The 13,623-nt window shown below is 68.2% G+C and carries 10 protein-coding genes; all 10 read left to right on the top strand.

Annotated features, from left to right (window positions below; translation table 11 throughout):
- The first annotated feature begins 55 nt into the window (after nucleotides 1-55).
- The gene (locus tag NBY65_RS00390) at nucleotides 56-2,056 is read left to right on the top strand and encodes a trypsin-like peptidase domain-containing protein (RefSeq protein WP_150042966.1); all 2,001 of its coding nucleotides are present in this window, start codon (nucleotides 56-58) and stop codon (nucleotides 2,054-2,056) included.
- A gap of 157 nt (nucleotides 2,057-2,213) precedes the next feature.
- Entirely contained in the window at nucleotides 2,214-3,827 is a 1,614-nt protein-coding gene (locus NBY65_RS00385; RefSeq protein WP_150042965.1) for a hypothetical protein, read from the top strand.
- Nucleotides 3,828-4,207: 380 nt separating this feature from the next.
- Nucleotides 4,208-5,305 (top strand): MamK family actin-like protein, encoded by a 1,098-nt coding sequence (mamK, locus tag NBY65_RS00380; RefSeq protein ID WP_150042964.1) that lies wholly within the window; start codon nucleotides 4,208-4,210, stop codon nucleotides 5,303-5,305.
- Nucleotides 5,306-5,431: 126 nt separating this feature from the next.
- Complete coding sequence (locus NBY65_RS00375; protein WP_150042963.1) at nucleotides 5,432-5,668, top strand: LapA family protein; 237 nt, start codon at nucleotides 5,432-5,434, stop codon at nucleotides 5,666-5,668.
- A gap of 15 nt (nucleotides 5,669-5,683) precedes the next feature.
- Nucleotides 5,684-6,643, top strand: a complete 960-nt coding sequence (gene mamM, locus NBY65_RS00370) for a magnetosome biogenesis CDF transporter MamM (RefSeq protein ID WP_150042962.1) — start codon at nucleotides 5,684-5,686, stop codon at nucleotides 6,641-6,643.
- A 2-nt stretch (nucleotides 6,644-6,645) separates the two neighbouring features.
- Nucleotides 6,646-8,655: a TSUP family transporter gene (locus NBY65_RS00365; protein WP_162530728.1), complete on the top strand. Its 2,010-nt coding sequence runs from the start codon at nucleotides 6,646-6,648 to the stop codon at nucleotides 8,653-8,655.
- 12 nt (nucleotides 8,656-8,667) lie between these two features.
- A complete protein-coding gene (gene mamH, locus NBY65_RS00360) occupies nucleotides 8,668-9,999 on the top strand; it encodes a magnetosome biogenesis transporter MamH (RefSeq protein ID WP_150042960.1) in 1,332 nt (443 codons plus the stop codon).
- Between the two features lie 412 nt (nucleotides 10,000-10,411).
- Complete coding sequence (locus NBY65_RS00355; RefSeq protein WP_239002937.1) at nucleotides 10,412-11,245, top strand: hypothetical protein; 834 nt, start codon at nucleotides 10,412-10,414, stop codon at nucleotides 11,243-11,245.
- A gap of 460 nt (nucleotides 11,246-11,705) precedes the next feature.
- Entirely contained in the window at nucleotides 11,706-12,650 is a 945-nt protein-coding gene (locus NBY65_RS00350) for a protein phosphatase 2C domain-containing protein (protein ID WP_150042958.1), read from the top strand.
- A complete protein-coding gene (locus tag NBY65_RS00345) occupies nucleotides 12,647-13,621 on the top strand; it encodes a protein kinase family protein (RefSeq protein ID WP_150042957.1) in 975 nt (324 codons plus the stop codon). The genes NBY65_RS00350 and NBY65_RS00345 overlap by 4 nt, the downstream gene beginning before the upstream one ends.
- Nucleotides 13,622-13,623: the final 2 nt, after the last annotated feature.

Genomic DNA, 13,623 nt, shown 5'->3' with positions numbered 1-13,623 from the left:
CTGCCCCCGTGAGGGCGGGCACCAGGCCCAATGAGGAGCTGTCAGGCAGACGCAGATGGCACCCGACGAGACCGATATCGACATCGAGGACAACGAGCAGACTCCGAAGGACTGTGCCCGTGGATTAAGGAAATACCTGTTCCTCATGGCGTTCGTGGTGGTTTGCACGCTCGTCGGAATGGCCTGGTACCAGCTTCGGACCCCCGGGCCTCCGGGCTTTGCCGCCGGGCGGGGCGGACCTGTTGCGCGGCCCGCCGCGGGCGCGGGCGCGGGCGCGGGACCGGCACCGCTGGCCGGGCCGCCGGCACCATTGGCGGAGCCCGGCCAGGGGCGCCGCGCCGAGGTGATGGCAAGGCCGGTGGCTTTCGCCGGGACGCCTGGGGATTTCGCGACGATCGCGGCGCAGTTGCGCGGCAGCATCGTCGCGATCGGGCGGGCGCAGCCGGATATCATGGCCGGGCGGGTCGCCGGCGTGCCGGTGGATCCGGCGCCTGCCGCGAAGGACGCCGTGCCGGCTTCGCCCCCCGACGGTGCGTTGCAGTTCGCCACGCCGACCGTGGGCGCGATGCTCGACAGCATCGGCACCGGCATGGTGGTGCGCAACGACGGCTACATCCTGACCAACTACCATGTCGTGCGCGGCGGCAACGCCATGGTCGTGACCGTGTTCGACGAGACCGGGGCCGTGCGCTATCCGGCCGAGGTGATCAAGCTCGATGCCTCGGTGGATCTGGCGCTGGTCAAGGTGCAGCCCCAGGCGCCGCTGGTGCCGGTCGTGCTCGGCGACAGCGACCAGGTCAGGATCGCCGAGGAGGTGATCGCCATCGGCAGCCCCTTCGGCCTGGACATGACGGTCAGCCGCGGCATCGTCTCCGCCAGGCGCAAATCGCTGGTGATCGAGGGGACCACGCATCGGGACCTGCTGCAGACCGATGCCGCGATCAACCAGGGCAATTCCGGCGGGCCGCTGGTCAACCGCGCCGGCGAGGTGATCGGGGTCAACACCGCCATCTACACGCCCACCGGTGCCTTTTCCGGGGTTGGCTTTGCCATTCCCAGCAACCAGGCCCGTCGGTTTCTGCTCGATGAGCTGGACCGGCTGCCTGAGGCCGCGGCCACGGCGGTCGGGGTGCCTGCCGCCTTGCCCGGGCCGGCGCCCCGGCCTGGCGTCGGCATGGCCGGGCCGCCGATCCTGGCCGGGGTGACGCCGCTGCACCGCGATGGGCGCGAGACCATGGACTGCGCCATCTGCCACCAGATCATTCCCCGTCCCGGGGCGGCGGCCCAGGGCAGGCCGGTGGCGGGGGGCGGCGTCAGCTTTGCCCGGCCTCCGGCCAGCGCGGCCCTGAACGTGGCCATGCCGTCCCTGCCCGCCGCGGGCGAGCCGGCCGGGGCGGGGGGCGGGGGGATACGTGTCCTGGGGGCCGCCATCCTGCCGGTCACCGCGGCGATGGCGCCGCAGCTGGCGCAACCCGAAGGCAAGGGGGTGGCGGTGACGGAGGTGACGCCGGGGACGGAAGCGGCCGATGCCGGTTTGCAGGCCGGGATGGTGATCGAGAAGGTCAATGGCCGGCGCATCCGCGCCCCGCGGGATCTGTGGGCCATGGTGCAGCGCTGCCGGGCCGGCGAGGGGCTGCGTCTGTCCGTGGTGCAGGGGGGCACGCGTCAGGAGCTGCGCCTGCCGGTGATGTCCCGGCCGGGGGCGCCCCTGTCGATGCCGGTTGCCGGAACCGGCCCTGCGGTTGCCGCTCCGGCGCCGAAGGTGCCGACGGAGTTCAGTTGGAAGGGCCTGGAAATCGAAACCTTTGCCCCGTTCCTGCCGCCCGGGGCGCCGGCAGGGTCCCGGTTGCAGGGGGCCGTGATCGCTGAAGTGGTGGCCGGCTCCCCGGCCCAGCGGATTGGCCTGCAGGCGGGCGACATCGTGCTTGAAATCGGGGGGTGGCCGACTGCGTCCGCGGCCCAGGCCAACCAGGCCATCCAGGCGCAGACCGGAAAGGTCGAGATACCGATGCGCATGGCGCGCAACAATCGGGAGTTTTTCGTTGTAATGCCATAATATACGACTGCGTGATGCAGCTATCGTATTATCTTGGTAGTTGGATTGTCTTCAGCAAAGACTATAATCCGGCACGAGGATAACGATGGCAAAACGGAAAAGGGCCAGGATGTTGCCTCCCGATCTCGCTTCGGGTGCCTCTGAACGGAGAGCCGAGGTGGAACCGGAGCCCGGGTTGACCGATGGCGAGCCGGAGGCCGGGGCTGAGTCGATGTCCCGGGAGGAAGACCAGGATTCCGGCCCCGTGGAGCCTGTCGCGTCACAGGAGGCGGTTGCCGCCGCCACGGAAGCTGGTCCGGCGGCCGGATTGCAGGCGCAGAGCTGGGCCGATGTGCTGGCCGCCACGTCGGCGTCCACGGACGAGGGGGGCGGCAACACCGGCAACAAGGACGATCCGGCCGGGGCTGCCTCCGGGCCGCCGCAACAGGCCGCGGTGCGCCGGCGCGAGACCGTGCAATCGCCGTTGTCCGACGCGGAACTGGCCCTTTTATGCGCGCTGCCCCCTCTTCGTGCGGCAGTGAGTGCGGGGCCGCCTCCGACAGAGCCAGCCCCCCTTCCTGCCACGGCGACCGATCATGCGGCGGCATCTCCGGCCGTCGAGGCGGAGGCGATGCCGCCCGAGCCGGCGGAGGGGCCCGCGTCATCCCCGGAAGACGGCAATGCCGTGGCGGCGTCAGGGCCAGGGGAAGCGGCCGTGACGGAGGGCGCGGTGTCACCGGAGCCCACCATGCCCGTCCCGTTGCCTGAGGCCGAGGCAAGAGCGGCGCCTGAACCGGAAGAGGTGACGCCGGATGTCGAACCGGTGCCCGAAGCCGTGGCGGTGGCGGCGGAGGAAGCTGTAACGCTCGTGGAAGACGGGACGGCGACGGCGGCATCTGTCCCGGAAGAGGTAACGGCGGAGGTCTCCACGGCCGGGTCGGCGCCTGAAGCCGAGGCGACGGCGGCGTCCGCATCGGAGGAAGTGGCGGAAGAGGTTCAACCACCGCCGGAGGTCCCCACGGCCGGGCCGGTGGCGGAAGCCGTGGCGGTGGCAGCGGAGGAAGCTGTACCGCTCGTGGAAGACGGGACGGCGACGGCGGCATCTGTTCCGGAAGAGGTAACGGCGGAGGTCTCCACGGCCGGGGCGGCGCCTGAAGCCGAGGCGACGGCGGCGTCCGCATCGGAGGAAGTGGCGGAAGAGGTTCAACCACCGCCGGAGGTCCCCACGGCCGGGTCGGCGCCTGAAGCCGAGGCGACGGCGGCGTCCGCATCGGAGGACGTGGCGGAAGAGGTTCATCCATCACCGGAGGTCCCCACGGCCGGGCCGGTGGCGAAAGCCGTGGCGATGGCAGCGGAGGTGGCTGTACGCCCCGTGGAAGATGGGACGGCGGCCCGGCCAGCGGCGCCGGCTTCCCGCGCACGGTCGCGGAGCAATGGGGTGAAGCCGACCCGCAAGGGGCCCCCGGCGTCCCGGGTGCGGTCGTCGTATCCGTCGGGTGGGACGCGCAAGTCCCTCCCTGTGCGTCGGATCCCTGTCGAGGGCATGCTCCGGGGCATGGCGATGACAGTCGATCACGGCCTGCACAACGCCTTGGCCCTGATCCGGGGCATCGGCATCAGCATCGCCGAAGGCGCCAGGGCGGTCCTGTCCGGGGCAGGGGCCCCGAAAGCGCCGGGGAAGAAGCCGGGCCGCGAGGGCTGGCGCGGGGAGATGCGTGGCAAGCCCGGGAAGTCCTCTCACCATCCAAGGGAGCGCCCGGCATCGCCGCAGCCGCCTGGGAGGCCGACATGAGCCGCTCCCCCCGGCGGCGCGTGACGGGCCGTCCGGCCCACCACGATCCAGCATGCGACAGAAGGAACAGACGCCAAGCTTCGGCCTGACTGCGTCCGGTGACGTTTCGGAGATGTCGTCCGCATCTTCGTCGCGGCCTGCCTCCGGACCGCTGCGTCAGCCCCCCGCATTCCGTCCGGCGCTGATGTTCGCCCGCACCGCGCCTTGCCGTCCCGGGCCCCGCCCGGGAGAAGCCGGCGGTCCGCCCCGACCGCCATTCCTGCAGTCCTGCCTTGCCCCTCGCCGCAAGGCGCGTCGGGTGCCTGCGCCGGTGCTCTCGTTCGGATGAGCCGATTCCGACCGCCCCGCGCATCCGACAGGAACCTTAGGAGGATGTCGCCATGAGTGATGAACAGACCGACATTGCCACCCGGGATGCGGCTGGCGAGTCAGGCAAGGCCACGGGAGATGAGGCAAGCCGGCTGATCCTCGGCATCGACCTTGGCACCTCGCGCACGTCGGTTGTTTCCAGTCGCGGTGAACGCAAAATATTCCACTCCGTGGTTGGCTATCCGCGGGATGTGATCGGCGTTCGCCTGCTGGGCGCGCCCTTCGCCGTTGGCGACGATGTGCTCGAGAAGCAATCGTTTCTGGAATTGCGCTATCCCCTGAAGGATGGCGTGATCAACGAGGCCAATCCACAGGATCTCGTGGCGGCCCGGCAGATCCTCAAATTTGCCGTGGACGCCACCGCCCCCCAGCCGGGCCAGGAGATCCGCGCCGTGATCGGCGTGCCCGCCCGCGCGAGCCTGGGCAACCGGTCGGCGGTCCTGCAGATCGCCAAGGAACTCGTCAATGCGGCAGTGGTGATTTCCCAACCATTCCTGGTGGCCTATCATTATGGCAAACTGGTCAATGCAATGGTCATCGACATCGGAGGCGGGACGGTGGACATTTGCGTGCTCAAGGGCATGATTCCATCGCCGGACGACCAGGCCACCATCAACAAGGCCGGCAACTACATCGATACCCTGTTGGCCGAGGCGATCATCCAGCGCTATCCGGATGTGCGGGTCAGCCAGACCACGGCGCGCACGATCAAGGAGGCCCATGCCTTCGTGGGCGAGACGCCGCGCGATCCGATCCGGGTGGAACTGCGCGCCAATGGCCTGCCGGTCCAGTGCGACATCACCGAGGAAATACGCCAGGCCTGCGAGGCCATCGTTCCCGATGTCGTCGAGGCGGCGGATGTCCTGATCAGGCGCTTTCCCCCTGACGATCTGCCGAAGCTTCTGCAGAACATCCTCCTCGCCGGGGGCGGGTCGCGCATCACCGGGCTTGCCGGAATGATCGCTCACCGTCTGCGCGCCTATGGCGATGTCAAGGTGACCGTCGCGCGTGACGCCGATTTCGACGGTGCGGCGGGGGCGCTGATGATGGGACAGGAACTGCCGCTGCAGTTCTGGGACAAGCTCGGCGATGTCGTCGGCAAAGACTGACGCCGTGCCGCGGCATCGCCATGAAGGTGGCGGGAACGCGTGGCGGGTTGCGGCCACGCCGGCGCCGATGCCGTGCGCGGGTGGATCGGATCGGCCCCCCCGTCCCGCGGCGGGCCGGAAGGCGGCATGCCGATGCGGGTAATCTGGATCCTCGTCGGCTTCCTGATTTTCCTTTTCATCTCGCAAAATCTGAACTTTGTGGAAATATCGCTGCTGCTGGGGCGGCCGGTGGCTGTTCCGCTGGCCCTGGTGATCCTTGCCGCCTTCAGCCTGGGCTTCCTGGCCGGGCTTGGCATCCTGGCCAGAAGGCGCCGTCGCAGGCAGGCGGCGTTCGAGGATGGCGACGTGGATTTTGGCCCATGACGGCGGACCGATGCGATGAGATACCGGAATTGCCTGACGTGCTCGAAATACATTGGCTGGTTTGGTCTGGCGGGCAACTTCGCCCTGTTCCTGATGAACCTGCTCGTCGGCCTGGTGGCAGGGTCGCAGGCGCTGGTGGTCGGGGCGATGTACGCGCTCAAGGACATGGCGACCTCGGTCTTCGTCGTGGTCGGCGTCACGCTTGGCCGCAAGCCGCTCGACCGTGAACATCCTTATGGACACGGCAAGATCGAATTCATCATGTCGCTGGTGTTCGGCCTGGTGCTGCTGTTCCTGGCCGTGTACCTGCTGTATCATGCGGTCAACACCCTGCTCGTGGTGGAACACCACGTGGCGCCCCGGTTGATCGCGGTCTGGGCGGCGTTCGTCTCGGTCCTCGCCTATGTCTACGGATTCTACTACGCGAGCTGCGTCGCCATCGAAAGCAACAGCCCGGTGGTGCGCATCATGGCCCGCCACCACCATTCCGACGCCATCACCGCGGGCGTTGCCGGGCTGGGCATCGTTGCCGCCCATCTCTTCGGCCTTCCCTGGATCGATACCGTGGTGGCTTTCTTCGAGGCGCTCGACCTGAGCCTGCTGGGCTTCAAGGTCTTCTGGGATTCTTCCAAGGGATTGCTCGATCGGGGCCTCGATCCCGGGATGCGCGCGGTGATCCACGGCGTGGTCGGCGCCACCGAGGGGGTGCGTGAGGTGAAATCGCTCAGGACACGGCTGGTGGGGCACCAGATCTGGTCGGAGATCGTGATCGGGGTCGATGCCGACATGACGGTGGAGCAGGCGCACGGCATCTGCGAACAGGTGAAGCGACGGGTGGCCGAGCGGGTGCGCCATATCGGGTCGCTGACCGTCGACGCCGAAATCTGCGAGGCCGAGATCGGGAAGAATCGCGAGCTCCATTCGCAATGGCGGTCCGGCCTTGCCCGGTTGCCATCCGTCGCCGGCGAGGGATGAGGATGCAGCACGAATCGGTCGCGGAGGGCGAAAACCCGATTGTGTTCTGCCAGCGGCCCTGGCGCATTCTCGGTGCCGCGATTGTCGCGCTGATGGCGGTGACGGTGCTGTGCGGCGTGCTGGTGCTGGGCAACTACCAGGACGACGATCGCTTCGGTGACGAACACCATCTCTCGGTCACCGACTTCATGATGCGCAACGTGGCGCTGACCGGGTCGATGTCGCTGATCGACGCGATCGCGCCGGCGGTGGTCGGGATCGAGGGCGGCCGGGTCAATGGCGGTGCCGTCGCTTCCGGGGCGATCATCGGGGCCAGCGGCTATGTGCTGACCACGCTCCACGCCGTCGAGGCGCTGCGCGAGATCAATGTCCAGGTGCGCACGGCCTCGGGGCTGCACAGCATGCCGGCGCAGATCGTCAAGCGCGCGCCCACCCACGACCTGGTGCTGCTGAAGATCAGGTCGCCCGACAGTTTCCTGTATCTGTCCCTGGCCAACACCACGACCGGGCTGGGCGGCCAGCCGGTCTTCGTCTTCGGCCAGGGCGAGCAGGGCACGCCGGTGTACCGGATCGGCACGATGTCGGCCCTGCCGACCGAGCTTTCGATCGACGGCGTGACCATCGCCCATCTGCGTCCGACCGATGCCGTCACGTCCTGGGAACAGGGGGGTGGCCCGGTCATCAACCGGGATGGAGCGCTGCTGGGGATCGCGCTGGCGGTCCAGGAGGCCGGCGGCGCGGTCCGCGGCTATGTCGTGCCGGCCGACGTGATCGACGCGCATTTCCAGGATGTCGTCAGGTTCAGGATGGCCGGGGCGGCGGGCATGGTTCCGGCCGCCTCCGCCACGCCTGGGCCGGCCGTTGCGGTCGCGACGGCCGGGGCGGGCCAGGGACCGGGCGTGCCGGATCCGGCGGGACGCCCGGCCCTGGGCGGGGCAGCGGCCTGGTGGCTGCGCGCGGCCAATCAGGTCGCGGCCGAGCGGGCACGGGCCGGGGGCGGGAAGGAAGGCGGCCCCATCGCCGCGGGCAACATCGCCGCGGGCAACGGGCCGCCGGGAAGCGGTGCCCTGGCGGTGGCGCCGGGCCTGCTGCCCTCGCCCGATCGCGCCCATGCCCTGGGCACGCGGATCGCCGGGTTCGCGCTCCGGGACCTGCTCGGGCTGATGCTGCTGGCGATCGTCAAGGGGGTGATCGGCGGGATGATGACCATGGGCGGCGGCGTGTTCCTGGTCGCCGGCATGATGATGTTCTTCGGCTACGGCCTGTTCCTGATCCGGCCGGTGGCCTACCTCACCAACATCTTCGTCTACGGCGCCTCGACCCTGAAGCATGACCGCAATGGCCTGATCATGTGGGACAAGGTCCGGTCATTGGCGCCCTGGGCGATGCTGGGGGTGGTGGCGGGCTACTTCATCGGCAATGCCATCGGCGATCGCCTGGTCGAGGTCCTGCTGGGGATGTTCGCGACCCTGATTGCAATCAAGGGCGCGCATGAGGCATGGTCCAACTCCCCCGACGAGCTGCTGCTGTCCCGGCAGGGGGCGGCCCAGGCGGCGGCGCCACGCCCGGGTGCCGAGGAGGATGACGAGCCGCGCGAGCGGACATCCGGCCTGTCCGGCCTGGGCGCGGGAGAGCTGGCGCCCTCGGCCCTGCTGGGGCTGCCCATGGGGGTGATCAGTGGCATCCTCGGCATCACCGGCGGCGTGGTGGAGGTGCCGCTGCAGCATTACATCAGCAAGGTGCCGCTGAAGAACGCCATCGCCAACAGCGCGGCGCTGGTGTTGTGCGCCTCGCTGACCGGCACCATCCTCGGCTTCTCCCACGGTGTCAGCACCGGCCTGATCGACTGGGCGGCACCGCTGACCCTGGCGCTGGTGCTGATCCCGGCCTCGTTCATCGGCGGCATCGTCGGCGCGCATCTGACCCGGCTGGCGCCGCGCCGGCCGTTGAAGGCGATCTTCTCCGCACTGATGCTGGCGGTGGCGGTGCGGATGTTCATCGGCGGCCACTGATCCGGACAGGACATGGCGTATCCCTCCCTTCCGGCGACGATGCCTGCCGATCCGCAGGCGCTGCCGACCTCGCGGCAGTGGAACGCGCTCTATCTGGTCGGCGCGGTCGCGATGATGTTCATCACCCTGGCGACGGCCATGCAGCCGTTGTTCCTGCGCCGGGTGCTCGGCGTTTCCCTCGACAGTGCCGGCATGGTCAATGCCAGCCTCGCCGTGGCCGCCGAAGTGCTGACGCTGCTGGTGGTGGCGGGGGCGGCGGCCCTGTCCGACCGCTGCGGCCGCGTGCCGGTGCTGGTGGGCGGCTTCCTGGTCGGCGCCGCGGGTGCGCTGCTGGCGCCGTTCAGTGCCACGCTCGGGGCGGCGCTGGGGCTCGGGGGTGTCGCCTGCTATTTCGTCGCGCGCATGGTGATGGCGCTGGGCGGCTGCGCGATCTGGCCGCAACTGGTCATTCTCGCCGGGGATTTCACCGATCGGGAGGGCCGGGCGCGGGGCATGTCCAATGCGACCTCGATGATGGCCTTTGGCAGCACCCTGGTGTTCGCCGTGGTGATGCAGATGCCGCGCCATGCCGGAATCACCCTGGTGATGCTGTTCAACGCCGCGCTGGCCCTGGCCGGTGCATGGCTGGCCGCCGGCCTGCTGGGCGGCATCGCGGCCGGGCCGGACGGGCGCGCCGCGCCACCGCGGCGGGGGGGCTGGCACCTGATTCCCTGGCAGGCGCTCGGGGATCTGGTGCGGCACCGGCCGCGCCTGCGGGTGGCGCTGGTCGCGGCCCTGCTGGCACGCGGCAACGTCGCCATGGTCGGCTTGTTCACCATGTTGTGGACCATCTATTTCGCCGAACTGGCCGGCAGGAGCCAGGAACAGGCGGCCGCCCATGCCGGCCTGGTGCTCGGCCTGCTCGGTCTGCTGCTGATGCTGACCAGCCTGGGCTGGGGGCGGGTGGTCGATCGCCTGGGGCGGCTGAATGCCATCGGCATCGGGATGGCGGTCTCGGCGGTCGGCTTCGTGTCGATGGGGCTGGTGGTCAATCCCTTCGGCTGGCTGGTGCTGCTGCCGATGTCCCTGATCGCCCTGGGGCAGGCCGGCGCGCTGCTGGCGCCGGATGTGATCGCCTTCGACGAGGCGCCGCAGGACATGCGCGGGGCGGTGATGGGGGCGCTCAATGCCGTGGGGGGGCTCGGCATGGTCGTCCTGCTGGAAGCGGGCGGCGTGCTGTTCGACCGGATCGGCCCGTTCGCGCCCTTCGTCATGATGGGCGCCTGCAATCTCCTGGTCATGGCGTATGTCCACCAGGTCGCCCGCGGTGAGCAGGCCGGCGGAGGCTGTGTGCTGGAGGACTGATGCCGCCGCGCGGTATCGGCACGCGGCAGGGGCAGCTTCCGGGACTATCTTTCTCTGGCGCTGCGCCAGATTCTTAAATAATTACCAAACATCATAAACAGATTACCGAGTCGGTAGCAAATTTTCGTCGGTTTTTTGCGTCAAGGTACATGTTGTGCGCCAGGAGGAACGGAATCATTGGGGTCAAGGGCGCTCCAGAACCGTGGTTATTGCTCAAAAAATAGCCAAATCTCATTATCAGAGGTGAGGTGACTTCTTGTCTTTTGTCAGCATCAGATGATAGTTTGCCGGCGGGAAAACGAGAATCGACCCCGGACCGGTATGGTTGAAGTGGTGACATATGGCATATTCACAGGAAATTAGCCGCGATCGTCGCGGCGTCTTTTTGTTTTTGATTGATCAATCGAAATCGATGGGCCAGACGTTCAGCCATGACGACAACGATGGCGCGCTCAGCCGGGCCACCGTGGTCGCCGATGCCCTGAACGCCACGCTGGAGGAACTGGTCAACCGCTGCATGCGCGACGAGGGTGTGCGGGATTATTTCGATATCGGTTTGATCGGCTATGGCCGGACCACGCGCCCTGATTTCTGCTGGCAGGGCCGCCTGGCCGGCAAGCGGCTGGTGCCGATCTCCGAAGTGGCCGAGAGCGCCCAGGCGGTGGAAAAGGAAGTCTCGGTCGATGTGCGCGGGCAACTGGTGAACGAGCGCATCACGGTTTCCCGATGGGTCGAGCCGATCGTCGGCGAAAGCACCCCGATGAATGCCGCGTTTCGCCTGGCGACGGTGACGCTGGAGGAATGGATCTACGAACATCCCACCTCCTTCCCGCCGGTGGTGATCAACATCACCGACGGCATGGCCAACGACGTCAACACCGAGGAGGAATTGCTGGCGACCACGCGCCGGCTGACCGCCCTGAAAACCAGCGACGGCCAGGCTCTGTTGATCAACTGCCACATCTCCGGCGGCGGCGATGCGCCGGTGGTGTTCCCTTGGAACCCCATGCAGTTGCCCCGGGCCCCCTATGCCAAGTTGCTGTTCGAGATGTCGAGCGAGCTGTCGGATCGTCACCGGGCGATCATCTGCGAGATCTTCGGCCGTGATTTCGAGAAGACGCCGACGATGCGCGGCATGGCCTTCAATGCCGATGCGGTGGCGCTGATCAAGCTGCTGGACATCGGCACGCGCCAGGCCTTCACCTTCGTGGCGCCGGAACGGGGGCGGGCGGCACGCCCCTATTGATGCGCCGCGTGGGCAGGACAGGGCTTTGCCCCGGACCGATCAAGGGCGGCCCCGTCGTTCGCTTCGCCACCCGGGCCGGATTGCGCTTCGCCGCATGGTGAAGGGGTCCCGGATGCCGGCGTGCCCCCGTCGGCCTGCCGCGGCAAGGCAATCGCATGTTGTTCCGGGGGGGGCGCGAGCGCGGCCTCGGCTGCGGGCGCGGCGTGATCCGGTGCGGCCGGATGATGCCCGGGGGCTGATCGCCGGCACCGGACCCGATGCCTTCATGTCACCCTCGGTCACGGGGGGAATGGCCGTGACAAAGGAACCGGTGTCGCCGGAACCGGACAACGGACCTGTCGTGACCGGTGGGACTGCTCAGGCCGGTGCGCCGGTGACGCCAGCCCCCGATCCGGCGACGTTCGGGGGAGAAGGAGACAACGCTTTGGATCGCTCTCTTGCCGGATCCGGAATTCGCCGCGTGCGAGGCCAGTCCGTGGTCAAGCCGCGCAACGACAGCTTCACCCACGGGCAGAATACGGTCTGGCGGCAGAACGAAGATCGTTTCCGCCTGTCCTCCGGCAAGCACGGGATGCTGGCGGCGGTGGCCGACGGCGCCGGCGGGTCCGGGTTGTTCTGCGGCCCCTGGGCCGAGACGCTGCTCACCCGGCTGCCGGATCAGCCGCTGACCGGCATCGCCGCGCTGAACCAGTGGCTGGAAGGGTTCTGCCTGGAGTTCCAGCGCAGCTTCTCCGAACGTGCGAAGGCGGAGCCGCGCAAGCACAGCAAGTTCATGCGCGAAGGTTCGTTCGCGACGTTGACGGCCTGCTGGCTGGAAGAATCCGATCAGCACGGGGTGTCCTGTCGCTGGACCGTCTATGGCGACAGCCCGATGCTGGTGTTCGATCGCACCGGGCCGGGCTGGGCGTTGCTGGTGGGTCACCCGGGAAGCCTGCGGGCCTTCGACCAGGACCCGTCATTGCTGAGCTGGAAGATGCTGCCGACCGCGGCGGCGCTCAGGAGCGGTTCGCTGCAACTGCCCGCGCGCGCCACCGTGGTGCTGGCCACCGACGGCGTCGGGCAGTTCCTGTTCCTGCGCTATCTGGCCGCGCTGGATCGTGGCCTGGCCGGGGCCACGCTGTCCGAACCGGCCGCGGCGCTGCTTGACGAGTTCCGCTCCCTGCGCACCAGTCCGGGCAGCCGGGTCGGGGCTGCGATCGGCCGGCATCTGGCGCGCTCGGTGCCATCCTTCGCCGAGGAAATGGACACGCTGGCGGACAGCCTGGCGAGCGAAGCCGGGTTCGCCGCCGTGGTGGCGGCACGCCATGGCGAGGGCGTGCTGGCCGATGATGATTCCACGCTGATTATGATCGACATCGCGCCGTCCGATCCGTCTTCCGGATCCGGTGCCGGGGAGGGATTGTGAGCTTTCCCTTGATTACCGACTATCGGAAGGCGCTGGCCAATGCCAAGACCCGGTTCACCACTCTCGAGATAACCCCCGAGCTCGACCAGTTCCAGCAGCCGTTGTTCTTCGCTGGCAACTTCGCCGGCGTGTTCAGGGTCCGTGACCTGCAGGGCCACCCTTTGGCGCTCAAGTGCTTCACCCGGGCGATGCCGGAGCTGGAACGGCGTTACCGCGCCATCGCCCGCTACATCCGCACCAACCGTCCTGCCTGCATGGTCGACCTGAGCTACCTGCCGCGGGAGGTCTACGTCACCTCCACCGTGGCCACGTCCGGCGACTACCCGGTGGTGACCATGCCCTGGCTGGAGGGAAGGTCGCTCGGGGCGGCGATCCGGACGATCTGCAGCAAGGGAAACCGTCAGGCGCTGGCGGCCCTGACCAGGGCCTGGGCGCGGCTGTGCCTGGACCTGCTGGAGCGCGGGGTCGCGCATGGCGACCTGAAGCATGACAACGTGATCATCGTTCCGGGCAGCAAGCTCAAGCTGATCGACTACGATTCGATGTTCCTGCCCGAAATGAAGGGGCTGGCGGCGAACCTGCTGGGTGGCGTCAACTTCCAGCATCCCGCCCGCAAGCCGAGGCATTTCAATGCGACCCTCGACCACTTCTCGATGCTGGTGATCCTGCTGTCGCTGCGCGCGCTGACCTTCGATCCGGATCTGTTCGAGGCGCATCACAACGGCGAAAACATCATCCTGAGCCGCGATGATTTCCTGGATCCGGATTCCTCGAAAAGCATGCTGCGGCAGTTGCTGCGCACCCGTGACCGCTACACGCGGGAATGCGCGATGGCGCTGATCAAGTCCTGCAAGCAGGAAGGCATCATGATCCCGGGGATCAGGAGCATCCTGACCGCGGGGCTGCGCGTTGATACCGTCGAGCGGGCGGCGGAACCTCCCCGGCTGTTCAGTTTTCTCCCTCTCCGGTAGCG

Source organism: Rhodovastum atsumiense (assembly GCF_937425535.1).
Taxonomy (GTDB): Bacteria; Pseudomonadota; Alphaproteobacteria; order Acetobacterales; family Acetobacteraceae; genus Rhodovastum; species Rhodovastum atsumiense.
The sequence above is the reverse complement of the archived record's forward strand: the minus strand, read 5'-3'. Positions and strand labels throughout refer to the sequence as shown.

What these genes read in the sequence shown, in the direction of transcription:
- mamK (WP_150042964.1), top strand. Translation starts at nt 4,208, where the DNA reads ATGAGTGATGAACAGACCGACATTGCCACCCGGGATGCGGCTGGCGAG.
- mamM (WP_150042962.1), top strand. Translation starts at nt 5,684, where the DNA reads ATGAGATACCGGAATTGCCTGACGTGCTCGAAATACATTGGCTGGTTT.
- NBY65_RS00365 (WP_162530728.1), top strand. Translation starts at nt 6,646, where the DNA reads ATGCAGCACGAATCGGTCGCGGAGGGCGAAAACCCGATTGTGTTCTGC.
- NBY65_RS00375 (WP_150042963.1), top strand. Translation starts at nt 5,432, where the DNA reads ATGCCGATGCGGGTAATCTGGATCCTCGTCGGCTTCCTGATTTTCCTT.
- NBY65_RS00355 (WP_239002937.1), top strand. Translation starts at nt 10,412, where the DNA reads ATGGGCCAGACGTTCAGCCATGACGACAACGATGGCGCGCTCAGCCGG.
- NBY65_RS00390 (WP_150042966.1), top strand. Translation starts at nt 56, where the DNA reads ATGGCACCCGACGAGACCGATATCGACATCGAGGACAACGAGCAGACT.
- mamH (WP_150042960.1), top strand. Translation starts at nt 8,668, where the DNA reads ATGGCGTATCCCTCCCTTCCGGCGACGATGCCTGCCGATCCGCAGGCG.